Genomic DNA, 23,109 nt, shown 5'->3' with positions numbered 1-23,109 from the left:
GTATGTATGGCATGAAATTGTGTGAATACCCAGAGCCCATTTTTTGAAAGGAAGAGAGTATGAAGAATGGAACCATATTGAAGAAGACGTTATTTCCTTCCCCAAATCCGCATGTAGAGCTCTATGAAATCGTTTATAACTCAGGAGGGCTGAGGGTGAAAGGGATGCTTGCGCAGCCTGTGAAAGAAGGTACATATGATGGGTTCCTCTATTTAAGAGGCGGGATAAAAGGGGTTGGGATGGTAAGGCCGGCCCGCATCGCCCAATTTGCCCAGGAAGGATTCATCGTGTTTGCCCCGTATTACCGGGGAAACCGCGGAGGAGAAGGGAACGAGGATTTTGCAGGTGATGACCGTGAAGATGCAATGTCGGCTTATGTGCTCTTGAAACAGTATGAAAGAGTGCATAAAGGGAGGATCCATGTTTTCGGTTTTTCAAGAGGAGGAGTAATGGCCCTCTTCACCGGAATAGAAATGGAAGAAGTCACTTCCATCGTCACCTGGGGAGGGGTGGCCGATATGTTCCTTACCTACGAAGAACGGAAAGACCTCCGGAGGATGATGAAGAGGGTGATCGGAGGCAGTCCGAACAAATATCCTGAACGCTATGAATGGCGGACCCCCCTTTTTGAAATAGAAAAGATTTCAGCACCTGTCCTGATCCTTCACGGGAAAAAAGATCAGAACGTTTCAATCGATCATGCATATAGATTAGAAAAAAGGCTGAAAGAGGCCGGGAAATCTGTTGAATCCTATTATTTTTCTGCGTTCACTCATTATTTTCCCCCTCTGAAAAACCGTGAAATCGTCAAGATGCTCTGTGATTGGATGAAAAAACAGCTGTAAAGGGGAATCACCATGGGAATGGGTCTGGAGCTTAATACCATGCTCGTCACGAAAGGAAAAGAAGTGAGGACGAAAGACAACTTTTTTCAGTTGCAAAAAGAAGGCTACCGTTTGTATCCGCTGAACACGCCCATTGAAGTCAGGACAACGAAAAAGAGCCATTCAAGGGGATATGCAATGATCGAAAAAGTCCAGTGGCATAATGACCAAACCACGATCTTCTATAAGCTGATTTCGTTGAACAAAATCAATTAGGGACCTGTGTATCAGGTTCTTTTATTTTGGGATAAATAGTTGGCTGCATTCCCATACTAGTAAAAAAACCGAGGTACAGTGATGGTGGAAAAATACGATAAAGTTCATGAAGAGCTGCTGAGGGCGGCAAATTTAAATATTGACTATTGGTTGAAATATAATTTCCTTTCACTGAAATGGTGGATCATCATTGTTTTAATGATTCTTCTCTGGGTGCTCGTATTGAAATTAGTGGATCGCCGAAAGCTCCCGAAGATATTATTCCTGGGCCTGGTCTGGATCATGGCTGCTGCCAACCTCGACGGGTTTGGGTTTGAACTCGGTTATTGGGGCTATCCGACCGAGCTATTGCCCATATATCCGAAGGCCTATTTATTTGATTATGCGTTGATCCCGGTCACTTATATGTTAATTTATTATTATTTTCCCGATGGCAAAGCATTTTTTATTGCAAATTTGGTTTTGGCCGGGGGAGCTTCATTCATCAGTGAACCTTTTTTTAGGTGGCTCGATTATTATAAGGCGTATCAATGGGAGCCATGGTGGTCGTTTGTCATTTATTTTGTCCTTTCCTATATCATTCGCTGGTTTGTAGAAAAAGTGTTTAAGGTTCTTCCCGAGAACTAAAAAATGTGTTAACTTTAAATTATTAAAAGTTAACATAAAGGGGAGAACAAATATGAATGGGGAAAAATTAAGAGTGATCATCCAATGCAGCATCTTTGCTGCGCTAACAGGGATCTTTGCGCAAATAGAAATACCGCTCCCGCTTGTTCCAATCAGCGGGCAGACACTGGCGGTCGGACTGACGGCAACGATTCTTGGAAGCAGATACGGAGCTTTCGCCATGATTGGATATGCATTGCTTGGGGCTGTAGGGGTGCCGGTCTTTGCAGGATTCAGCGGGGGTGCACAGGTGCTGGCGGGACCAACCGGGGGCTACATATTCGGATTTATCGCGGCGGCATTCATTACAGGATTGATCCTTGAGAAAACAACGTTCAATCTTACTATGGCAATGGTTGCGAATACGGCGGGGATGGTCGTCACCCTTCTGATCGGGACCATCCAATTGAAATACGCGGCTGATTTGAGCTGGGCACAGGCGTTGTCGGCAGGCGTGTACCCGTTCATCGTTGTCGGCTTGATCAAGGCATTCCTGGCAAGCTGGATAGGGATCACCGTCAGGAAGCGCCTGATTCAGGCGAGATTGATACACAATCGTGCAGATGCAGCGGCATGATGAAAACAGCCGGATCTCTTGAATAGAGTTCCGGCTGTTTTTTTATTAAAATTTATACATCATCCAGTAGCCTATATCCTTAAAGCCGATATTTTTATAAATCCTGCCCGCTTCGGGATTATCATAAAAGAGGCAGAGCTCCTTGCCTTCTTGGAGAACATCCAGGCATAATTTTGTCATGCACTCAGTCGCATATCCTTTTTTCTTATAATCAGGATGAGTGCAGACGGCCACGATCATCGCCGAGGAGCTATTCTCCGCAGTAGTAGAAGCTGAAGATACGAAGATGCCGTCTCTTTCGATATAATAGCTTCGCGCAACCCCTTTTTCCATCCCGTGTTTTCTTTTCTCAACTGTGAAACTTCCTCCGCTGAACTCCGGGATGCTGTTGAGCAGCTCAACCAATTTAGGCAGTTCCTCAACAGAGGCTTTTTCAACATGGTAAAGCCCTTTGTTTGATAAAGATTCTGTATTATCCAGTTTGGCATAGTACATCTGCCTTTTCGATTGGAAATTCCCAGAGAGGAAAGGTTCTATTTTCGATGTTACAGCCTTCAGCCCGGACATGATTGAAAAAAGTCATCACAGCTGTTGATGATGGCTGCAAACCCTTCAGCATCGAATTCCCCCGGAGAATAAGGAATAAAATTCTCTCTATATTTCAGAAGGATCCCTCTCAGATTGCCATCTTCGTCAAAATCTCCCCAGATCTTCTGGAAATCCTGTTCGTAACCGAATGCTTCAATATCACCAATGATGAATAAATTCTCAGCAGGCTCTTTTTGAATTAACTGCTGGCATTGCCGGTCATTCTCCTGTGTCAATACTCTGACCATTTCACCCAAACCCCTTTATAAGTTTTAATTGATATATTACCAAAATTTATAATATTTAGTAAAGAGAATTTTTACTAAATTTCTTGTTTTGTTTTAAAAAATGATTTTTAGGGAAAGTTAGCATCAATACATGATTTATCATCAGTAAATGAGTTTGGACTAATTCATCATGAAGGAGGCGGAAGAATATGTTGTGGACCATCATTGGGATCCTAATTGTCCTGTGGGTGTTAGGATTGCTATTTAAAATCGGCGGAGGAATCATCCATATACTATTGGTCATTGCCCTGGTTGTATTCTTATGGAATCTGATCACCGGCCGTAAGAAAGGTGTATAGCTTTAGTTGAAAGAAGAGGAGGAATCCTCTTTTTTTTTGTCCAGCTGCGGCGGCTAAGAGCTCGAGGTCATAAGCTAAACTTACCAAAAAGGCAAATTCATCTTATGCTTTTCGCTCCTGGGCGAGCCGCCTCCGCTTTTCTTATTTGGGGTGGGTTGGAATGGGGTGAAGTGCTGGACGTGGCGTGGGAGTGGTTATCGGCGCGGGCGGAATTTGTCGATTTCTGAAGAATTGTCGGTATCTCTGAAAAAACGATTGAGAAGCTAGAATTTTTTGTTGATAAAACCAGATTTTCGTTCATAAAACTCGAAAATCGTTGATATCCGTCCATGCACCTCCGGTAAGACAATCCAAGACTTCAGATCATCCCCACAGAACCCGAACCCAAAACAAAAAAAGCCCAACACATTCAGTGTTGGACTCTTTTACCTCAATTATTTTACCGAGGGACCGCCTTTTGCTTCGATTTCGGCAGGAACGTTTGTGAATTTCTTGAAATTGTCGTTGAATTGGCTTGCAAGTTCGGTTGCTTTCGCTTTGTATGCTTTTTCATCCGACCATGTCTTAACCGGCTGCAGCACCTCGTCCGGCACTCCAGGTACATGTACAGGGATGTTCAGGCCGAAGATTTCGTCCTTCTCGGTTTCGACGTTTGTCAGTTCGCCTTCCAATGCTGCCTGCACCATCGCGCGCGTGAATGAAAGCTTCATGCGGCTGCCGACGCCATATTCCCCGCCGGTCCATCCGGTATTCACGAGATACACTTCTGCATTATGCTCATCGATTTTCTTTCCGAGCATTTCAGCGTAACGGGTTGCTGCAAGCGGAAGGAATGGAGAACCAAAGCATGTTGAGAATGTTGCCTGCGGTGAAGTGATGCCGCGTTCGGTTCCTGCAAGCTTGGATGTATATCCGCTTAGGAAGTGGTACATTGCCTGTTCTTTCGTCAGTTTGCTGATCGGAGGCAGTACGCCGAATGCATCCGCAGTCAGGAATACGATTGTATTAGGGTGTCCGGCCACACTTGGCTCCACGATGTTTTCCATTGCCTGCAGCGGATAAGCGGCACGGGTATTTTCTGTTAAACTGTTATCCTCATAATCCGGAATGCGTGAATCTTCATCAAGCACGACATTCTCCAGGACTGATCCGAAACGGATGGCATCGAAGATTTGAGGCTCTTTTTCACGTGTCAGCCCGATGCATTTCGCATAGCATCCGCCTTCGATATTGAATACGCCGTTCGGTGACCAGCCGTGTTCGTCGTCTCCGATCAGACGGCGGTTCGGATCTGCCGATAAAGTCGTCTTCCCGGTACCTGAAAGGCCGAAGAATAAGGCAACATCGCCTTCGCGGCCGACATTCGCCGAGCAGTGCATGGAAAGGATATCCGCTTCAGGGAGCATGTAGTTCATGACGGAGAAGATGGACTTTTTCATTTCTCCTGCATATTCAGTACCGCCGATCAGGACGATGCGTTTCTCGAACGAAACGATGATGAATGTTTCAGAATTGGTGCCATCCACGGCTGGATCTGCTTTAAAGTTAGGAGCAGAGACGATTGTGAATTCGGATTTGTGTGAGATAAGCTCTTCTGCACCCGGACGGATGAAAAGCTGATGCGCGAATAGGTTGTGCCACGCAAATTCATTGATCACCTGGATCGGAAGTCTATGTTTTGGATCTGCACCTGCAAACCCGTTGAAGACGAATACTTCTTCTTTTTCTTTTAAGTATGAAAGAACTTTATGATATAATTTATCGAATGATTCAGCGGAGATTGGCTGATTTACGGATCCCCAGTCAATCTTCTCTTTGGTTGAAGGCTCCTCAACAATGAATTTATCTTTAGGAGAGCGCCCTGTATATTTTCCGGTTTCAGCTCTAACCGCACCCGAAGAAGTTAAAACGCCTTCATTTCTATGAAGAACTCTTTCCACTAATTGTGAAACAGACAGTTGATTTTTTATATTTTGACCGTTAAGTAATTCTGTTAACTCATTAGACATGCTCACTGAATTCATTAGAACCCTTCCTTTATATAAATTTAAATACCTTGTATCTTTTCAAAAATAGTATAACACAATTAATTTATTAGTCTATACTATTTAGCCATTTTTTATATTGTGACTTAAACTTGTAACATTTTCCTTAAAATCCGCACCTTATTTCTCCTTATTTGAGCAGTTTATGCTTGTCCACCCGGAAAATCATCCTGCATTTACCCATGTTTGTTATGTTTCTTCTTATATATTTTAGTCGCCTGTCCAGCCGGATTTACCGGGAATCTTTTCATACTAAAAAACATTTGACACTCTTGAGTATTTAACGTTATTATTGTACCTTGAACGGATACTCTTATCCTGAGCTGGTGGAGGGAGCAGACCCTATGAAACCCAGCAACCTGCTAAATAGATAGTTGGTCCTTCTTATTGAAGGATCCCATGAAGCGAAGGTGCTAAACTGAGGCAAGGTGGATACCTTGAACGATAAGAGAGAAAAGGCGCGGCTATGATCTGAAACCTTTCCTCTTTGTGCTTTTTTTAGAGGAAGGGTTTTTTCTATTTTATAGTCTGGCATAAATGATTAAATCTCATGTTTTATATAAGGGCCTTCCTTATAAAAATACCATGTTTACTTCATACTACTTAGGGAAATGAGTACCGTATCTGTTTATTTGTTTTGCCGGTTCATGCCGGCAATTACGCTTAAGGAGGAACCTTGATGTCAACTAAACGTCGTCTGTTTACATCTGAGTCCGTAACTGAAGGACACCCAGATAAGATTTGTGACCAAATCTCTGATTCAATTCTTGATGCCATTTTAACGAATGATCCGAATGCCCGCGTGGCTTGTGAAACATCTGTTACAACAGGTCTTGTGCTTGTTGCAGGTGAAATCACGACAAATACGTATGTGGACATTCCGAAAATCGTCCGTGAAACGATCCGAGGAATCGGATACACTCGTGCGAAATATGGTTTCGATGCCGAAACTTGTGCTGTATTGACATCAATCGATGAGCAGTCCGCTGATATCGCCCAGGGTGTAGACCAGGCGCTGGAAGCTCGTGAAGGACAAATGTCCGATGAAGAAATCGAAGCGATCGGTGCAGGGGACCAGGGTCTTATGTTCGGATTTGCGTGCAATGAAACGAAGGAGCTTATGCCTCTTCCGATTTCGCTTGCTCATAAAATATCCCGTCAATTGACTGAAGTGCGTAAAGAAGAAGTTCTTCCTTACCTCCGTCCGGATGGTAAAACTCAGGTAACAGTTGAGTATGATGAGAACGATAAGCCTGTGCGTATCGACACGATCGTTATCTCTACGCAGCATCACCCTGAAGTATCACTTGAACAAATCCAGCGCAACCTGAAGGAATATGTGATTGACCCGGTTGTTCCAAAAGAACTGATCGACGAAAACACAAAATACTTCATCAACCCGACTGGCCGCTTCGTAATCGGGGGACCTCAAGGGGATGCAGGTCTTACAGGCCGCAAGATCATCGTTGACACGTACGGGGGTTATGCACGCCACGGCGGCGGTGCCTTCTCCGGTAAGGATGCAACGAAGGTTGACCGTTCTGCAGCTTATGCAGCACGTTATGTTGCAAAGAACATCGTGGCAGCAGAACTTGCTGAAAAATGTGAAGTCCAACTGGCGTATGCGATCGGTGTAGCTCAGCCTGTCTCGATCTCAGTCGATACATTCGGAACGGGTAAAGTGTCCGAGGATGTCTTGGTCGATGTGGTCCGCAATAACTTTGACCTTCGCCCGGCAGGAATCATCAAGATGCTCGACCTTCGCCGTCCGATTTACAAGCAGACTGCTGCTTACGGACATTTTGGCCGCAACGATCTTGATCTTCCTTGGGAGCGTACTGACAGAGCTGAAGCATTAAAAGCAGAAGCTCTTAAATAATAGCAGGTAACAAAAAAACCAGCACTCTTTACGGGTGTTGGTTTTTTTTGATGGAATCCCTGCAGGTAGGGGATAGAAGGGATATAATATGTGAGTAAAGAGTACTGGTATGAAAAGCAGGGGGTGCAGGATTTGTCGTATTTAGCAGAATGGTCGATAAAAAGACATTCTGGTCGATATACTCTGCATTTGGACGAGTAAATAAAAAAACGGCCGGTATAATTTTATCCCGGCGATAATAATAAGCGGCAGCAATCTCTTCTCTGCTGCAGGTTTCTACTTGCCGATCCGGCCTAAAAATAAAGACCGGATCAGTAATTCCCTTCACATCCCGTTTTTTAACAGTAGTAATCCAGGCGGGATTGGGGTATCACAAGTATAAGAATCAAAATGGCTTGATGCTTTTATAATATTGACCTTTTTCTGCATATTCCCTCGAGATCCGTTTCATTTCACTGATATCATAATCATTCAATTCCCTCACCACTTTAGCGGGACGGCCGAAGGCGAGTGTGTTAGGAGGGATGACTTTTCCTTGGGGGACGAGGCTTCCGGCACCGATAAAAGCACCTTCCCCGATCTCGGCATTATCGAGGATGATCGTTCCCATGCCGATGAGGGCTTTTTTTCTTATTTTACAGCTGTGCAGGATAACACCATGGCCGACTGTTACTTCGTCTTCCAAGATAAGGGGATTTTCAGGGCTTTGGTGAAGGATGGAATTATCCTGCACGTTCACTTTGCTGCCGATCCTGGTTGGGGCTACGTCCCCCCTGATGACAGTATTGAACCAGATGCTGGATTCTTCCCCGATCTCAACATCCCCCGTAATCGTTACATAATCAGCGATGTAGGCAGATTCTGCAATCACTGGTTTTTTATCATGATAAGGATAAAGCATTTTTTACTGCCCCTTTCAATTTTTTTTACTATAATAATGGTAGCAGATGATGACCATTAGAGAAACATTTAAGGAGGATTTGCCATGTGGAAATGGGAAACAGATCAAGAGGCAAAAGCAGTCATCGTCATCATTCATGGAGCAATGGAACATCATGGCCGGTACGGCTGGCTCATTGAAATGTGGCGGGCATCGGGCTTTCATGTCATTATGGGGGATTTGCCCGGCCAGGGAATGACCTCAAGAAGACAAAGAGGTCATATCGACACGTTTGACGAATATATTATCGAGGTGAAAGACTGGGTTCAGGCTGCGTACCAATTTGACCTCCCTGTATTCATCCTTGGCCATAGTATGGGCGGATTGATTGCTGTAAGGATGCTTCAGGAATCCCATGTGAACGTGGCGGGAGTCATTTTGTCTTCTCCTTGCCTGGGTCTTGTTGACGGACCGTCGAAGCCTGTCGAACTTCTTTCTTATGGTCTGAACAAGATTGCGCCAATGGTGAAATTCCCATCGGGATTGACGATCGATATGGCGACCAGGAATGCAGATGTAAGGGAAATTGACAGCAATGACACTCTTTATATTACAAAAGTTTCGGTCCGCTGGTACAGGGAGCTTGCACAAGCGATCAAGCTTGCTAAACTGAATTTAAATAAAATGCCGGATGTCCCTTTGCTTGTGCTGCAGGCCGGGGATGATAAAATCGTAGATAAGAGTGCGGTCAAGAAATGGTTCAATGAGCTGTCTCTTTCTGAAATGCACTATAAGGAATGGCCAAAGTGCTATCATGAAATCTATAACGAGCCTGAAAGGGAGGAGATCTTCGAATATTCGAAGATCTTCATCGAAAGCAGGTTGAAGGCGCTGGGATATTTAATTTAAAAGAGGTGGTAACTTGTCAGTACCTGCAAGTCCTTTTTCATTAATGACTAAAGTGTATCGGGATATTTTTCCGCTGGTTCATCAAGAGCTGGATCACTGGAAAAAACGTGCCGGTGAAATTCCGAATGATGAATTAAGAAAACAGGCATTAGCGAGTATTGAGCATAAGACCTTTCATTGTGAAGGGGGTTCGATCCTTTCCATCCTCTCACTTAAAAAGAAGAAAGAAACGATCCGCTTCACGGTTGCTTACCAGACGATCAGTGATTATCTTGATAATCTTTGTGACAGGAGTACGTCCCTCGATCCAGAGGATTTCAGACTCCTGCACCAGTCAATGAAGGATGCATTGACGGTCGGGGCAGGTCCTGTTAACTATTATGCACTGAGGGAAGATCAGGATGACGGCGGTTATTTGCGCGATCTAGTGCTTGCCTGCCAGGACTCGCTGTCAGATATCCCCCACTATGAAAGCATCAAGGACGAGCTTCTGGAACTGTGCGATTATTATTGTGATCTGCAGATCCATAAACACGTGACTCCGGAAGAAAGGGAGGGGCGGCTTCAGGCATGGTTTGAGCGGCACCGTTCCCGACTCCCGGAGATGGATTGGTATGAATTTTCGGCATGCTCCGGTTCCACACTCGGGATCTTCTGCCTGGTGGCCTACGCCAGCAGACCGGATTTCCAGCCTTCCTATACAGAAAAAATCAAGGCTGGCTATTTTCCTTACATACAGGGCCTTCATATCCTGCTGGATTATTTCATCGATCAGGAAGAAGACCATGAGGGAGGAGACTTGAATTTCTGTTTTTATTATGAAAATGAAGCTCATCTAAAGGATAGACTTATTCATTTCCTGCGGAAAGCGGATGAACATACGAACGAACTTCCTCACTCGGGCTTTCACCGTTTGATCAATAAAGGGCTGATCGGGGTGTATCTTTCTGATGAAAAAGCCAGAAGGCAGAAAAGGGTCCAGGCTTTCTCAAAAGAATTCATCGGAGAAGCCGGCTGGGTGACAAAATTCTTCTTCTGGAATGGAAAAATGTACCGGAAAATAAAGAAAGCTAAGTGAAAAACATAGTTATTTCGCACCACGAAATAAAATAGTCCCATAAAAAAAGCTGGTCCTATACCAATAGGACCAGCTTTTTGTCGTTTTATGTCCCGGTTTATTGGTTAAATATTCCCTTGTGAAAATTTCTTGTAGGAGAAAATAATCAACTTATGTCAGAATATATGGATATTTCTGAAAAATCTAGTATATTGTAATTAGTTGTAAAAAAATAGTACATACGAAGGGGGAATGACGTGTTGAAAACACGTAAAGTTTTAACTATGGCTCTCACTGCTGCCTTGGGAATCGGTGCATTTGCCGTACCGGCATCAGCGGGGACTGCAGTACCAGAGAATGTGTTGGCGAAGCCGACGGTGCAAAAATCCCATTCACATCAAGAGGGGCCATTTGACCTTGCGATCGCGAATGAGGAAAAGCTGATCGAGATGCTTCAAAAAAGCGGGAAGCTTTCTAAGAAAGCATCTGCTGAACAGGCAGAACAAGCAGTAAAGAAATTCCTCAAGGAAAAATCAGAAGGACTGAAAGAACTTGAAGATGACGGCGAGCTAAAGGAAGAAAAAGAAAAGCTAGAAAAAGACATAAAGAAACATAAAAAAGGTGACAAGCATAAAAAAGGAAAAAAGAGAAATCTTGACCCTGTAGTAGAAGAGGATTATGACGGAGATACCAGATCGGATAAAGTCCTGGTATTACTGATGGAATTCTCTGACTTCCCTCATAATTCGATCCAACCAGGGGAATCGGATATGTATTATGAGGACTATGTAAAAGAACACTACGAAGACATGGTATTCGGGGAAGATGGATACGAAGGGCCAAACGGAGAAAACCTTGTATCCATGAAACAATTCTATGAGCAGCAAACGAACGGTGCCTACACTGTTGAGGGTGAAGTTGCTGGGTGGTATCAAGCAAAAGAACCAGCAGCTTACTATGGCGGGAACGACCCTGAAGCAGGAGATAATGATAGAGATGCAAGAAGCTTGGTACGTGAAGCACTTGAAGCTGCATCAGCGGATCCGAGTGTAGACCTCGCTGATTATGACCAGGAAGACCGCTATGACCTCGATGGTGATGGCGATACCCGTGAACCAGACGGATTGGTCGATCACTTAATGATCGTTCATTCCGCTGTTGGTGAGGAAGCTGGCGGCGGAAGCCTCGGACCGGATGCTATTTGGTCCCATCGCTGGAACTTAGGAGATGTATTCCCGGTGGATGGAACTGAAACGGATGTTCCTTACTGGGGCGGAAACATGGCAGCCTATGATTATACAGTCCAGCCTGCCGATGGAGCAGCCGGAGTGTTCTCCCACGAATATGGGCATGATCTTGGATTGCCGGATGAGTATGATACGCAGTATTCTGGTGAAGGTGAAGCAATCGCGTACTGGTCCATCATGGCAAGCGGAAGCTGGGCAGGTGACATCCCTGGTACAGAACCAACTGGCTTCAGCGCCTGGTCGAAAGAGTTCCTTCAGGCTGCTCATGGCGGAAACTGGCTGAAATATGATGAAGTAAATCTTGAAGAGATCGATAAAAAAGGAATGGAAGTTTTCTTGGATCAGGCGAATACAAAAGGGACGAACGCTGATGCGTTCCGTATCAATCTGCCTGACAAAGAAACTGTGGTCAACACTCCTTTCAGTGGGGAATCTGAATATTTCAGCGGCAGCGGAAATAATTTAGATAATTCAGCGGTGATCAATGCAGATTTGACATCTGCAACAAATGCCGAGCTTTCATTTAAAGCATGGTATGACATTGAAACAGATTGGGATTACGCTTCCGTTCTAGTGAGCGAAGACGGAGAAAATTGGACAAGCATTCCTGGAAATCTGACAACAGATACAGACCCTCATGATCAGAACCCTGGTTATGGAATTACTGGAAAATCTGACGGCTGGGTAGATGCAGTATTTGATCTTAGTCAATATGCAGGTAAGAATGTCCAAGTCAAGTTGAATTATTGGACTGACGTAGCTGCAGTAAATCCCGGACTTTATGCAGATGACATCAAAGTCACTGCTGACGGAAGTGAATTGTTCTTTGATGATGCTGAAGGGGACGCTAAAGTTTCATTGGAAGGCTTCACGAAGGATAATGGAATCAAAACATCTGAACATTACTATCTTCTTGAGTGGAGAAACCACCAAGGGGTGGATGAAGGATTGGCCCATATCCGCAGAGGCGACAGCCTGATGCAATATGATCCAGGTCTTGTCATCTGGTACGCCGATGAAAAATATGGTGACAACTGGACGGGTATTCATCCTGGGGAAGGCTTCCTTGGTGTAGTTGATGCAGACCAGCGTGAGCTGAAGTGGAGTGACAACTCAATGGCTTCTACTCGCTACCAGATCCATGATGCAGCATTCAGCATGGATAAAACAGAAAAGATGTTCCTTGACTACCGTGAGCTGCTTGGAGTGACTTTGGAAGATAAGTATACTCACAAAAATCCTGAATTCAATGACAAGCGCAGTTACTTGAATGAAAAGATGCCGGATGCAGGTCGAAATGTTCCTGAATATGGATTGAAGATTAAAGTGACTGGTCAAAGTAAAGATAAGTCCGTGGGACGAATCGAAATCAAAAAGCACTAAAAAGTTAAGGGTGACGGCTCCAAGCCGTCACCCTTTAAGCATGTTATTGGACATTTTTTCTCCTGAAATTGATAATAATACTCACATCAGATAAAGGAGATGTCCAAATTGACGATCAAATTAAGTGTCTTGGATCAATCACCCATTTCAGAAGGAATGTGCGCCCGCGAGGCGTTGAATAATACAGTGGAACTTGCCCAATTCGTGGAGAAGCTGGGATTCACCCGCTTCTGGGTATCGGAGCACCATGATTCACCGAGCCTGGCCGGGTCCTCACCGGAGGTATTGATTGCCCACCTGGCACAGAATACTTCAAAGATACGTGTCGGATCCGGCGGTGTGATGCTGCCGCACTACAGCTCTTATAAAGTTGCGGAAAACTTCAGGCTCCTCGAAGGCTTGAATCCTGACCGCATCGATCTCGGACTTGGCAGGGCGCCTGGCGGCATGCCGATGGCTTCGATGGCACTCAGTGACGGTAAACACCGGGACGTGCACCGTTACCCGGAGCAGATTGATGAGCTGCTGGGGTACCTGACGGATTCACTGCCTCCATCCCACCCTTATCAAGGGTTGACGGCTGCACCGATGATCCCGACGATGCCGGAGGTCTGGATGCTTGGATCGAGTCCATCCAGTGCCATGCTTGCTGCGCAGAAAGGGCTGCCTTATACATTTGCACAATTCATCAATGGGGAAGGCGGTCCTCAGTATACAGAGGCTTACCGCAATCATTTTGTACCTTCAGAATTCCTGGATAAACCGAAGAATACAGTGGCGGTCTTCACGATTTGTGCAGAGACCGATGAAGTGGCGGAGAGAGTCGCATCGAGCATCGATCTGTCACTGATCATGATCGAACAGGGAATGCGTTCCAACGGGACACCGAGTCCCGAGAAAGCGGCTGGATACCAATACAGTCCGTTCGAAGCCGCACGTGTCCGTGAAAACCGCAAGCGCATGATCGTCGGGGGACCTGAGAAAGTGAAAAGGGAAATCCTTCAGCTCAGTGAAGAGTACCAGACGGATGAGATCATGCTTGTCAGCATAACGTACGACTTCAAGGACAAGCTCAAATCCTTCGAGCTCATTGCCGATGCACTTCTATAAAACCAGAAAGGGACTGGCCTTCAGCGTGATGAAGGCCAGTCCCTATTTTCATCTTTTTTCCAGAGCGAGGATGAATGGAGGATTATTGAGCTGGTTCACGAACTGATAACGTAAAACGTGTACGTAATTCTGATCCAGTTTTTCTACGTAACGGAGCAGGTAGTCCCGTTCGACGGCTCCTTCATGGTGACCGTGATATATAACGAGAATAAGGATTCCTTCAGGTGCAAGCATTTCAAGGATTTGATTCATTGCCGAAATGGTGGTTCTTGGCCGGGTGACAATTGTTTTGTCACCACCCGGGAGGTAACCAAGATTAAAGACCGCTCCTGTCACTTTCCCGTGATGGACGGGGGGAATCACATTCATGACCGTCTCATGACCCTGGTGAAAAAGGGTGACACGATCAGAGAGTTCATGGGTGGCGAGCTGATCTTTCGTATTCTGAATGGCAGCCTCTTGAATATCGAAGCCGTAAACCCTTCCGTTCTCGCCGACAAGCTGAGCCAGAAACAATGTATCATGGCCGTTGCCAAGTGTTGCATCTATTGTGATATCACCCGGTTTAACTGCATTCTCAAGCAGTTTTCGGGCAAAAGGTAAGATTCGTTCCAATTTCATGTTTTCACATCCACATTATAAAATTTTCCCTGCCAGCTGTTTCGTTCCTTCAATTCCCGGTCGATTGCGTTCAGCACATTCCACTTATTGACGCTCCACATCGGACCCACCATGATTTCAATCGGTCCGTCACCCGTGATCCTGTGGACAATCATTTCAGGAGGCAGGATTTCAAGCTGGTCGCAGACAAGCTTCACGTATTGGTCAAAGTCCATGAATTCGAGCAGCCCTTTTTCATACTGCTTGACCATGGGTGTTCCCTTAAGTAAATGAAGAAGATGGATCTTGATACCTTGAACATCGAGTTTTGCCACTTCACGGGCCGTTTCCATCATCATTTCCGTATTTTCCTGAGGCAGGCCGTTAATGATATGGGAACAGACGCGGATCCCGTGTTTTCTGAGCTTTTTCACTCCCTCGACATAGCATTGATAATCGTGGGCGCGATTGATCAGGTCTGCCGTCTTTTCATGTACGGTCTGGAGTCCAAGTTCAACCCAGAGATAAGTCCGTTTATTAAGCTCTGCAAGATACTCGATCACATCATGGGGCAGACAATCGGGACGCGTGGCAATGGATATCCCGACGACGCCTTCCTGGTTTAAAACAGACTCGTACTTCTCCCTGAGAACCTCTACAGGTGCATGCGTATTTGTGAACGCCTGGAAATAGGCCATGTATTTGCCGTCTTTCCATTTAGTATGCATTTTCTCTTTAATGTCATTGAATTGTTTTTCAAGGGGATCGACACGGTCCCCTGCAAAATCGCCGGATCCTGCTGCACTGCAAAAGGTGCATCCGCCGTGGGCGACTGTTCCGTCGCGGTTCGGGCAGTCAAAACCGCCATCGAGTGCGACTTTAAAGACTTTATAGCCAAAATGATTACGCAGATGGTAATTCCATGTATGATACCGCTTGTTATCGGCCGCGTATGGAAACGGGTTTGTCATAATGACAAACACCTCCTAATTTCTACTGTTATGTATGTGACCCTTATCAAAAAGATTTTAACATGAATGTGCCTGCGAATGTATCCGATGTCATGAAATAGGTGAAGATTACCACTTCTGAATGCGGTCCTGAGGTTAAAACTAATGTAGAAGGAGAGCATGCACTCTTCTTTACACATTAAAATGCAGGAGGTAGTCGACATGGCAACGAGAAAATCCATTGAAGACTGTATTCAGAAATGTGAAGATGCCATTCGTTACGCTCAAGAACAGTATAAATCCGGCATGGAGCAGGAGCACTATCACGATCAGGAATACACGAAAGCGATGCAGCAGATTGAAGAAGCGGTCAACGATGTGTCTGACCTGGCGCACAGCGCGAATTCCCAGCAGCGTGAACAGCTGCACAGGATGAGGCTTCAGCTGCAGAACCTTCAAAATGAGATGATTTTATTAGAACATGATCCGACTGTGGTGGGAGGAAAACTACATTGAAAAAACGTTCTAAGCAAAATAATCCGGAGCAAAAAACAAGAAGCGATTTCCGTAACCTCAATACTGAATTCGGTTCAGAACAGAACCCTGTGAAAACGGCAAAAAAACGTTATGAAAAACAGGGCCAGCCGGTCAAATCCAAACAGAATAACGGAAAATGATCCACAAACCAGGTGCTCAAATGGCGCCTGGTTTTATTATTTGGCGTTTTGTGGGAGGGGGACCCTGGATCAAATCGGAGGTTCCTGGGCCAGGGGCAAATCCGGCCGGTCGAACGGGGTACAATCCATCTCATTTGAGCCAGGCTCAATTCCCCTTATTTGAGCCAGGCTCAATCTCGAATCATCCCGTTCTTTGTCCCGCCATGACAACGATTGAAGGTCAGAAAAAGCACAGAAAAAATAATTCTTGCCCCGTCAGGTCAAAAGGAGTAAAATTCTTTTGGGACTCGAAATAAATGGTAGAAAGGGAAGAAGAAAATGCCTAGATCACTATGGTTGCTTGTCATCGGGATGATGGTGAATGTAACAGGTTCTTCCTTCTTATGGCCGCTCAATACGATCTATCTGCATGACCATCTTGGAAAATCTTTATCTGTTGCAGGTCTTGTGCTGATGGTCAATGCTGGAGCAAGTGTCATCGGAAATTTGATAGGCGGAAGCCTGTTTGATAAATTGGGGGGCTATCGCTCCATACTGCTTGGGATCAGCATTACGCTGGCAGCCCTTGCAGGAATGAATATTTGGCAGGGGTGGCCATATTATGTAATATTTTTGACTGCAGTCGGTTTGGGGTCGGGGATTGTGTTTCCCTCCATGTATGCAATGGCCGGTTCGGTTTGGCCTGAAGGCGGGAGGAAGGCCTTCAATTCCGTATATGTGGCACAAAACATCGGGGTTGCAGTCGGTGCAGCTTTAGGCGGCCTTGTCGCATCTTTTTCATTCAGTTATATATTCCTTGCGAATTTACTTATGTATATTCTATTTTTCTTGATCGCCCTTTTCGGCTACCGTGACATCTCGGCCGGTTCAGGGAGGCAGACATCTGTTCTGAACGAGAGAAAGGTGATCGGGAACAAGTCAAAGCTTACTGCGCTTCTGATCATTTGTGCAGCTTATTTGTTATGCTGGGTCGGTTATGTCCAGTGGCAGTCGACAATCGCCACGTATACGCAGGAAATCAATATCAGCCTGAAACAGTACAGCCTGCTTTGGACGATCAACGGGGCATTGATTGTACTTGCTCAGCCTCTTTTATCAAAAGCGATCAAGCGTTTTGAAGATAATTTGAAGCTGCAGATCATGATAGGGACCATCATATTCATGGTTTCCTTCGGGGGCGCTTCTGTTTCGGATACATTTGAATGGTTTGCGATCTCCATGATCATTTTGACTGTGGGTGAGATGCTGATATGGCCTGCCGTTCCTACGATTGCCAATTCACTTGCGCCAAAAGGGCGTGAGGGTTTTTATCAAGGGATTGTAAACAGTACGGCGACTGGCGGGAGAATGATCGGCCCGTTTCTTGGAGGGTTGTTGGTTGATTTGTTCAGCATGCAGGTTTTATTCGTGTCACTGATCGGTTTCTTTTTCGCCGCTTTGGCCCTGTCGAGTCTGTATGATCGTCCATTGAAAAAGGAAGCCCCTGTGTCATTGCCTGTACAATAAAAGCCGGTGAATTTTTCTAACGGGTTCGGTTTTAGAAATCAAAATAACAAATAAACAACATAATCGGAGACATAATTCATATAAGAATTGTGTCTCTTTTTGTTCAACCTAACTGGTATGACTGCATAAGTTTATGCGGAGCTGTTAATTATAGTGCTGAAATTGGCGTGAATTGAACACTTCATTATAATGAGAAATGTTTTTTGCTCACAATGAAAAATAATCAAATAAACAATAATAATTTAATAAAAAACAATACTTATTTATTGTAAAACAATAAAAAATATATTAAAATCATAGTGTCATTAATAAAGGGAGATGTTTTAAATGATTGTTAAACGAGGTTCCACCACTTTCTTAAAGGTCATTATTTTCTTAATCGGAATTGCAGTGTTTACTTTGTGTATTTATTGGATGCCTGTTTTAACCATTAAAGACGCAGAAGCACATCCTGGTGGGGATTACTCGATATATCCCCTTTTAGTATGTGCGTATGGAATTTGTATTACATTTTCTTTTGCGCTGTATCAAGTATATAAACTACTAACCTATATCGAAAGGAACAAAGCTTTCTCCGAGTTATCTCTTAAATCTTTAAAGGTTATAAAAAAATGTGCTTTTACAGTTATTTCCTTCATTGTATTAATGATAATAAGCTTAAAGGTGATTTCTATAATCACAGGAGATGATGCAGCAGGACCTATATTGATAAGTTTGATAGGTATTTTTGCAACATTTATCCTCGCAGCTATTGTGGAAGTACTTCAAAAGCCATTAATAAATTTCCTGGATAAAAAACAGGTATAATTTTATTTTTATTTTCTCTGCCGTTGAGTACAAAAATAATAATGGAACTCATTCATATTCAAATTCAAAAAAGAAGCGAAAATATAAAAAAGCAGTTGGATTATGGAATGACGGGTTCTGTTTTTGTTTTGAAGTACAAGATATGAATAAACATTGCTTTTCGTATAGTCATTCGCACCAAAATCAAGAAGCAATTTGGCAAGAAAATCAAAATAGAGAAATTTTTATACTAAGATAAGCACTGGTTAGCGACCTCCAAAAATATTATAATTATTTTTCATAAAGTAAACTGCCAAAATAAAGGGAGGAATTTCACTTAATCAAGAATTAGAACGATATATGGAGTAAATAGAGGGAAACATTCCCCCTATTTACTCCAACTGCATGAAAATGGACCATTTTACCTTCCCTTAACGGAAAAAATCTCCCTTATATCCCCCGAATCCAGCCCTATTCTTCAGGATAACGGAAAAAACTCCCCTTATTAAAACAATAAAAGGTTACTCACGATGAAGGATGAAAAAACGTTTTAAAAAAAGCAGTCTCATTCAGTTACGAATAGGACTGCTAATTTGTGTGTTTATTTAGTTTTTGTATTCGAAATCCAACCTTGTTATGAATCCGGCTTGCTCGCCTTATGCTTGTCGCCTCTGGGCAAGCCGCCTCCGCTTTTCTAAATAAAAAGGGCTCCCATTTCCTATGGAAGCCCACTTGCAAAAAATTGAGGCGGATGATCCAAACTCCACATAGTTCGCTGCCGTTAGGCGTGATCACCGACTTACACAATTCAGCTCATCGCTTGTATAGAATAACACGGAATGAAGACAAACACAACTGTCTTTTTGAATAGAAAAAAATGGTTACTTTGATTTAAGCTTTGCTCCTGCTCCTGAGCCAGTATTTATTGACAGGACCACCGTCCCCGTATACGGGATCGAGCTCAGGCAAGGGCGCATTTTTGATATCGATGAGAACCTGGGGGCGGTCTTTTAAAGAGCCCTCATACATATTGTAATCCGCACCGCCTGGGTAGGCACCGGCTACTTTGAAGTCCGAACTTGAGGAGATCATTTTATGGCCGGTACCTGCAGGAAGAATGATGACATCCCCTTTCGATATCGTCAGTTCCACCCCTTTCTCACCGCCGAGTTTGACGGATGCATTTCCTGAAATGACGCCCAATACTTCATGTGTATTGCTGTGATAATGATGATAGTCATGGATGCCGTTTATCCAGCTGTTCATCCATTGATTATCATGAAAGATATCTTCCATCCCCGCTGTATCTTCAACAGCATTGCGGTAGATGAGAACAGGCAGGTCCGGGTTGTTCGGGATGTTTCCATCATCTTCAAGATAATAGATTTTTAAACGGTCAATTTCCATTCCATCAGCTCCTTGTATGTATTAACAAAGGTTCCCTGTAATCCCTTACCATAAACCCATTCTTAAGACTTGTAATTTTATGGAAGTACCCTCTGAGTTCAATCAGTATGCTACTATAATAGAAGGATTATTTTGAAAAAAGAGACTATTTGCTGCAGCAAATCAAACAGCAAGAGAGAAGGGGAATGGGATGAGCAGTCTGTTGAAGAAAGTTTCTGCAGAGATGATTGAAATCATGCTGGAGAATGCCTTTGAATGGCTGGTTGTAGTCGATAAAGACGGGAACATCATTTACATTAACGAAAATTATTGCGAATTTCTTGAAGTGGACAGGGAAAAAGCGATAGGTGCCCACGTGACCAATGTGATAGAGAACACCAGGATGCATATGGTCGTGGAGAGCGGTAAAGAAGAAGTCGCCGACCTTCAGTATATAAAAGGGAATTATATGATCGCAAACCGGATCCCGATCGTTGTGGACGGGGAAGTGATCGGGGCGTTCGGCAGCGTCATTTTCCGTGACACGAGCGAATGGATGCAGATGAGTTCACATGTGAAAAATATGATGTCAAAAATTCAAAGCTACATCCAGGATATTAATTCAGGAGTGAAATACAGCTTAAATGATATCATCGGAGATTCAGAAGTAATAAAAGAATTGAAGGATAAAGTACAAATGATTGCGCCCAGTGATATTTCAATTCTCATCAGGGGAGAAAGCGGGACCGGAAAGGAATTATTTGCACACAGCATCCATCAATTGAGTGAGAGGAGCGGCCAGCCTTTCATCAAGGTAAACTGTGCGGCCATTCCTGAACAGCTACTCGAGTCGGAATTATTCGGGTATGAGGAAGGCGCCTTCACCGGTGCCAAAAAAGGCGGGAAAAAAGGGAAGTTCCAGCTTGCCCATAAAGGGACGCTGTTCCTGGATGAAATCGGGGATATGCCACCCAATATGCAGGCGAAGCTTTTAAGGGTGCTTCAGGAAGGAGAAGTGGAGGCAGTCGGGTCCTCCCGCATACGCCAGGTGGACGTGAGGATCATCGCAGCCACAAACAGGCCCCTTGAGAAAATGATGGAAGAAAAAAGATTCAGGAGCGACCTCTATTACCGGATCAACGTTGTTCCATTCGTCATCCCTCCTCTCAGGGAGAGAAAAGATGACATCGCTGTGCTTTCGGAATTTTTTTTGAAAAAGTCGATGAAGAACTCAGGTAAAAGGATTCATGGTTTCCACAAGGATGTATTGGATGTTTTCACTACTTACAGCTGGCCGGGTAATTTAAGGGAATTGGAGAACGTGATCAATGCTTCCACGTATTTATCAAATGATCACCAGATTTCACTCAGCTCCCTGCCTGAATACATGAAAACCGGGACTGTTTATAATGTGGACGCCAAAACATTAAAGGAAATCCTCGATGATACTGAAAAAAGTGTGCTCCAGCAAAGTTTGAAGAAATTTCATCATGATAAGCGAAAACTGGCGGCAGCCCTTGGGATAAGCAAATCTACATTGTATGAAAAATTGAACAGATACGGGCTGCTGGAATAGTCCGGAAAGCCGGAAAATAGTCCGGATTTCCGGACTATTTGTTTTCTGCGCAAGTTTGTGTACATCTTGTGAATTTTTTGGATTGAGTCCGAACTTCCGGACTGCAATACAGAAGATTTATTGATTTCTATTAGTCTGAAAGTTGGCACAATTATTGCATGTTAATAAGTGTACGGTTTTCGAAAGGAGCGTACATGAGCAATCAATAAAATGTAAACGATTGCAAAGGGAGCGGGAGAGAAACTTCTATTGAAAAAGGGGGAAATCAAGATGTTGAGTATGATTGGACTCATAGGAGGACTCATATTATTAATCTTTTTAACGATGCGGGGAATGAACATCCTGATCGTAGGGCCTATCTCTGCATTATTCGTTGCAGTTTTAAGCGGTATGCCGCTGTTCCCGCAGCTGGCTGCAGAAGGGGAAGCGGATCTCGTCACGAATTATATGTCCGGATTTACGAGCTTCGTTGCCGCATGGTATTTAATGTTCTTGCTCGGCGCCATCTTCGGGAAAGTGATGGAAGACAGCGGTGCGGCGGACAGTGTATCGCGATTCGTTGTCGAGAAGCTTGGGATGAAATATGCCGTGTTGGCGATCGTGGCGGCGTGTGCGATTTTGACATACGGAGGAGTAAGTTTATTCGTCGTGGCATTCTCTGTCTATCCGATGGCTTTAAGTCTGTTCAAACAGGCGGACCTGCCCCGCAGGTTCATCCCGGCAGCACTTGCACTCGGGTCGGTCACATTCACGATGACTTCGGCGGGTTCTCCTGAAATCCAGAACTGGATTCCGATCGATTACCTGAATACGACACCCTATGCGGGCTGGGAAGTCAGCTTAATCGTAGCTGTCTTCATGGCAGTCTTCGGTTACTGGTGGTTAAAACGCATGATCAAGAAAGCGATCAATAAAGGGGAGAGATTTCAATCCCGCGAAGAAGATCCAGTCATCGATGAAGGGCGGCCGCTGCCGAATCCGTTGATGGGCTTGATCCCGCTTCTGATTGTTTTAATCCTGGCATTCATATTCCACGATTCGATGAAACAGTCTGCTTTGATCATTGCCTTGCTCGGAGGGGTCATCTCTACGTATCTTCTGAACAGAAAGTATTTCAAAGGTTTCTGGCCTGCAGTATCTGAAGGGACGATCGGAGCTTTAATCGCAATCGGAAATACCGCTGCAGTCGTTGGATTTGGCGGTGTTGCAAAAGCAGTGCCGGCGTTCGGAACAGCGGTTGAAGTCATGACTAATATTCCGGGATCCCCACTGATCGGCGGGGCCATCGCGGTCAGTGTCATAGCAGGTATGACAGGTTCGGCATCGGGCGGCCAGGCAATCGCACTTCCGCTGATCGCACCTCATTATATGGATATGGGTGTGAATACGGAAGCACTGCACAGGGTTGTCGCGATATCATCGGGTGCCCTTGACTCCCTGCCTCATAACGGTTACGTCGTGACCACCATCCGCTCGATTTGTAATGAATCGCACGGGGAAGCGTATGGAGCTGTCGGGGCTGTGACGGTCATTGTGCCGCTGCTCGGTCTTGCCATCGCCATCATCTTATTCAGTTTGGGATTAGGCATTTAGGAAAGGAG

Annotated in this window: 23 protein-coding genes and 1 riboswitch; of the genes, 16 read left to right on the top strand and 7 right to left on the bottom strand. The window is 44.6% G+C overall.

What is annotated here, in order from left to right; translation table 11 throughout:
• Positions 1–59: 59 nt before the first annotated feature.
• From BHE18_RS14630 to BHE18_RS14615, 4 genes are all read left to right on the top strand, one after another.
• Positions 60–845 carry an alpha/beta hydrolase family protein gene (locus BHE18_RS14630; protein WP_071619271.1) on the top strand — a complete coding sequence of 262 codons (786 nt, stop codon included), beginning with the start codon at positions 60–62 and terminating at the stop codon, positions 843–845.
• A gap of 12 nt (positions 846–857) precedes the next feature.
• Entirely contained in the window at positions 858–1,100 is a 243-nt protein-coding gene (locus BHE18_RS14625) for a DUF2584 domain-containing protein (RefSeq protein ID WP_071619270.1), read from the top strand.
• Between the two features lie 81 nt (positions 1,101–1,181).
• A complete protein-coding gene (locus tag BHE18_RS14620; protein ID WP_071619269.1) occupies positions 1,182–1,727 on the top strand; it encodes a CBO0543 family protein in 546 nt (181 codons plus the stop codon).
• A 52-nt stretch (positions 1,728–1,779) separates the two neighbouring features.
• The gene (locus BHE18_RS14615) at positions 1,780–2,343 is read left to right on the top strand and encodes a biotin transporter BioY (protein ID WP_071619268.1); all 564 of its coding nucleotides are present in this window, start codon (positions 1,780–1,782) and stop codon (positions 2,341–2,343) included.
• Positions 2,344–2,388: 45 nt separating this feature from the next.
• Here BHE18_RS14615 and BHE18_RS23855 read toward each other — a convergent pair whose 3' ends face one another.
• The gene (locus BHE18_RS23855) at positions 2,389–2,838 is read right to left on the bottom strand and encodes a GNAT family N-acetyltransferase (protein WP_328585889.1); all 450 of its coding nucleotides are present in this window, start codon (positions 2,836–2,838) and stop codon (positions 2,389–2,391) included.
• Between the two features lie 59 nt (positions 2,839–2,897).
• On the bottom strand, positions 2,898–3,179 hold the full coding sequence (locus tag BHE18_RS23850) for a hypothetical protein (protein WP_328585888.1): 282 nt from the start codon (positions 3,177–3,179) through the stop codon (positions 2,898–2,900).
• Between the two features lie 188 nt (positions 3,180–3,367).
• Here BHE18_RS23850 and BHE18_RS22940 point away from each other — a divergent pair, with 188 nt between their 5' ends.
• Complete coding sequence (locus BHE18_RS22940) at positions 3,368–3,517, top strand: lmo0937 family membrane protein (protein WP_141771880.1); 150 nt, start codon at positions 3,368–3,370, stop codon at positions 3,515–3,517.
• A gap of 434 nt (positions 3,518–3,951) precedes the next feature.
• On the opposite strand, the gene pckA is transcribed toward BHE18_RS22940, so the two are convergent.
• Positions 3,952–5,541, bottom strand: a complete 1,590-nt coding sequence (gene pckA / locus BHE18_RS14605) for a phosphoenolpyruvate carboxykinase (ATP) (protein ID WP_071619267.1) — start codon at positions 5,539–5,541, stop codon at positions 3,952–3,954.
• 331 nt (positions 5,542–5,872) lie between these two features.
• Positions 5,873–6,013: riboswitch (SAM riboswitch) on the top strand.
• 228 nt (positions 6,014–6,241) lie between these two features.
• On the opposite strand from pckA, the gene metK reads away from it, so the two are divergent.
• Positions 6,242–7,441 carry a methionine adenosyltransferase gene (gene metK, locus BHE18_RS14600; RefSeq protein WP_071619266.1) on the top strand — a complete coding sequence of 400 codons (1,200 nt, stop codon included), beginning with the start codon at positions 6,242–6,244 and terminating at the stop codon, positions 7,439–7,441.
• 385 nt (positions 7,442–7,826) lie between these two features.
• Here metK and BHE18_RS14595 read toward each other — a convergent pair whose 3' ends face one another.
• Entirely contained in the window at positions 7,827–8,342 is a 516-nt protein-coding gene (locus BHE18_RS14595) for a gamma carbonic anhydrase (protein ID WP_071619265.1), read from the bottom strand.
• An 84-nt stretch (positions 8,343–8,426) separates the two neighbouring features.
• On the opposite strand from BHE18_RS14595, the gene BHE18_RS14590 reads away from it, so the two are divergent.
• The 4 genes from BHE18_RS14590 (at position 8,427) to BHE18_RS14575 (ending at position 14,027) form a co-directional block, all read left to right on the top strand.
• Positions 8,427–9,230, top strand: a complete 804-nt coding sequence (locus BHE18_RS14590; RefSeq protein ID WP_071619264.1) for an alpha/beta hydrolase — start codon at positions 8,427–8,429, stop codon at positions 9,228–9,230.
• Between the two features lie 13 nt (positions 9,231–9,243).
• Positions 9,244–10,308, top strand: a complete 1,065-nt coding sequence (locus BHE18_RS14585; protein ID WP_071619263.1) for a tetraprenyl-beta-curcumene synthase family protein — start codon at positions 9,244–9,246, stop codon at positions 10,306–10,308.
• Positions 10,309–10,547: 239 nt separating this feature from the next.
• The gene (locus BHE18_RS14580) at positions 10,548–12,917 is read left to right on the top strand and encodes an immune inhibitor A domain-containing protein (protein WP_071619335.1); all 2,370 of its coding nucleotides are present in this window, start codon (positions 10,548–10,550) and stop codon (positions 12,915–12,917) included.
• Between the two features lie 108 nt (positions 12,918–13,025).
• On the top strand, positions 13,026–14,027 hold the full coding sequence (locus BHE18_RS14575; protein WP_071619262.1) for an LLM class flavin-dependent oxidoreductase: 1,002 nt from the start codon (positions 13,026–13,028) through the stop codon (positions 14,025–14,027).
• 48 nt (positions 14,028–14,075) lie between these two features.
• Here the strand turns inward: BHE18_RS14575 and BHE18_RS14570 are convergent, their stop codons facing one another.
• Entirely contained in the window at positions 14,076–14,648 is a 573-nt protein-coding gene (locus BHE18_RS14570; protein WP_071619261.1) for a class I SAM-dependent methyltransferase, read from the bottom strand.
• On the bottom strand, positions 14,645–15,598 hold the full coding sequence (locus BHE18_RS14565; RefSeq protein WP_071619260.1) for a TIGR01212 family radical SAM protein: 954 nt from the start codon (positions 15,596–15,598) through the stop codon (positions 14,645–14,647). Before BHE18_RS14565 ends, BHE18_RS14570 begins: the two co-directional genes overlap by 4 nt.
• Before the next feature lie 201 nt (positions 15,599–15,799).
• Between BHE18_RS14565 and BHE18_RS14560 the strand changes: the two genes are divergently transcribed.
• The 4 genes from BHE18_RS14560 (at position 15,800) to BHE18_RS14540 (ending at position 18,567) form a co-directional block, all read left to right on the top strand.
• Entirely contained in the window at positions 15,800–16,093 is a 294-nt protein-coding gene (locus BHE18_RS14560; RefSeq protein WP_071619259.1) for a YtzC family protein, read from the top strand.
• Entirely contained in the window at positions 16,090–16,254 is a 165-nt protein-coding gene (locus BHE18_RS14555) for a glycogen biosynthesis protein GlgD (RefSeq protein WP_071619258.1), read from the top strand. The genes BHE18_RS14560 and BHE18_RS14555 overlap by 4 nt, the downstream gene beginning before the upstream one ends.
• A 318-nt stretch (positions 16,255–16,572) precedes the next feature.
• Complete coding sequence (locus BHE18_RS14545) at positions 16,573–17,760, top strand: MDR family MFS transporter (protein ID WP_071619256.1); 1,188 nt, start codon at positions 16,573–16,575, stop codon at positions 17,758–17,760.
• Between the two features lie 327 nt (positions 17,761–18,087).
• The gene (locus BHE18_RS14540) at positions 18,088–18,567 is read left to right on the top strand and encodes a DUF2975 domain-containing protein (RefSeq protein WP_071619255.1); all 480 of its coding nucleotides are present in this window, start codon (positions 18,088–18,090) and stop codon (positions 18,565–18,567) included.
• Positions 18,568–19,437: 870 nt separating this feature from the next.
• Here the strand turns inward: BHE18_RS14540 and BHE18_RS14535 are convergent.
• A complete protein-coding gene (locus BHE18_RS14535; RefSeq protein WP_071619254.1) occupies positions 19,438–19,953 on the bottom strand; it encodes a cupin domain-containing protein in 516 nt (171 codons plus the stop codon).
• Positions 19,954–20,143: 190 nt separating this feature from the next.
• Here BHE18_RS14535 and BHE18_RS14530 point away from each other — a divergent pair, with 190 nt between their 5' ends.
• Both BHE18_RS14530 and BHE18_RS14525 read left to right on the top strand, forming a co-directional pair.
• Positions 20,144–21,508 (top strand): sigma-54 interaction domain-containing protein, encoded by a 1,365-nt coding sequence (locus BHE18_RS14530; RefSeq protein ID WP_071619253.1) that lies wholly within the window; start codon positions 20,144–20,146, stop codon positions 21,506–21,508.
• A 270-nt stretch (positions 21,509–21,778) separates the two neighbouring features.
• Positions 21,779–23,101 (top strand): GntP family permease, encoded by a 1,323-nt coding sequence (locus BHE18_RS14525; protein WP_071619252.1) that lies wholly within the window; start codon positions 21,779–21,781, stop codon positions 23,099–23,101.
• The last annotated feature ends 8 nt before the right edge of the window (positions 23,102–23,109 follow it).

The organism is Rossellomorea aquimaris, assembly GCF_001877785.1.
Lineage (GTDB): Bacteria > Bacillota > Bacilli > Bacillales > Bacillaceae_B > Rossellomorea > Rossellomorea aquimaris_A.
Note: the sequence above shows the minus strand (reverse complement) of the source record. Positions and strands in the feature narration are given on the sequence as shown.

Bases quoted from the DNA above. Each gene is read 5' to 3' on its own strand.
- BHE18_RS14560 (WP_071619259.1), top strand. From the start codon at position 15,800: ATGGCAACGAGAAAATCCATTGAAGACTGTATTCAGAAATGTGAAGAT.
- pckA (WP_071619267.1), bottom strand. From the start codon at position 5,541: ATGAATTCAGTGAGCATGTCTAATGAGTTAACAGAATTACTTAACGGT.
- metK (WP_071619266.1), top strand. From the start codon at position 6,242: ATGTCAACTAAACGTCGTCTGTTTACATCTGAGTCCGTAACTGAAGGA.
- BHE18_RS22940 (WP_141771880.1), top strand. From the start codon at position 3,368: ATGTTGTGGACCATCATTGGGATCCTAATTGTCCTGTGGGTGTTAGGA.
- BHE18_RS14530 (WP_071619253.1), top strand. From the start codon at position 20,144: ATGAGCAGTCTGTTGAAGAAAGTTTCTGCAGAGATGATTGAAATCATG.
- BHE18_RS14540 (WP_071619255.1), top strand. From the start codon at position 18,088: ATGATTGTTAAACGAGGTTCCACCACTTTCTTAAAGGTCATTATTTTC.
- BHE18_RS23850 (WP_328585888.1), bottom strand. From the start codon at position 3,179: ATGGTCAGAGTATTGACACAGGAGAATGACCGGCAATGCCAGCAGTTA.
- BHE18_RS14620 (WP_071619269.1), top strand. From the start codon at position 1,182: ATGGTGGAAAAATACGATAAAGTTCATGAAGAGCTGCTGAGGGCGGCA.
- BHE18_RS14615 (WP_071619268.1), top strand. From the start codon at position 1,780: ATGAATGGGGAAAAATTAAGAGTGATCATCCAATGCAGCATCTTTGCT.
- BHE18_RS14565 (WP_071619260.1), bottom strand. From the start codon at position 15,598: ATGACAAACCCGTTTCCATACGCGGCCGATAACAAGCGGTATCATACA.
- BHE18_RS14595 (WP_071619265.1), bottom strand. From the start codon at position 8,342: ATGCTTTATCCTTATCATGATAAAAAACCAGTGATTGCAGAATCTGCC.
- BHE18_RS14630 (WP_071619271.1), top strand. From the start codon at position 60: ATGAAGAATGGAACCATATTGAAGAAGACGTTATTTCCTTCCCCAAAT.
- BHE18_RS23855 (WP_328585889.1), bottom strand. From the start codon at position 2,838: ATGTACTATGCCAAACTGGATAATACAGAATCTTTATCAAACAAAGGG.
- BHE18_RS14525 (WP_071619252.1), top strand. From the start codon at position 21,779: ATGTTGAGTATGATTGGACTCATAGGAGGACTCATATTATTAATCTTT.
- BHE18_RS14545 (WP_071619256.1), top strand. From the start codon at position 16,573: ATGCCTAGATCACTATGGTTGCTTGTCATCGGGATGATGGTGAATGTA.
- BHE18_RS14625 (WP_071619270.1), top strand. From the start codon at position 858: ATGGGAATGGGTCTGGAGCTTAATACCATGCTCGTCACGAAAGGAAAA.
- BHE18_RS14590 (WP_071619264.1), top strand. From the start codon at position 8,427: ATGTGGAAATGGGAAACAGATCAAGAGGCAAAAGCAGTCATCGTCATC.
- BHE18_RS14535 (WP_071619254.1), bottom strand. From the start codon at position 19,953: ATGGAAATTGACCGTTTAAAAATCTATTATCTTGAAGATGATGGAAAC.
- BHE18_RS14570 (WP_071619261.1), bottom strand. From the start codon at position 14,648: ATGAAATTGGAACGAATCTTACCTTTTGCCCGAAAACTGCTTGAGAAT.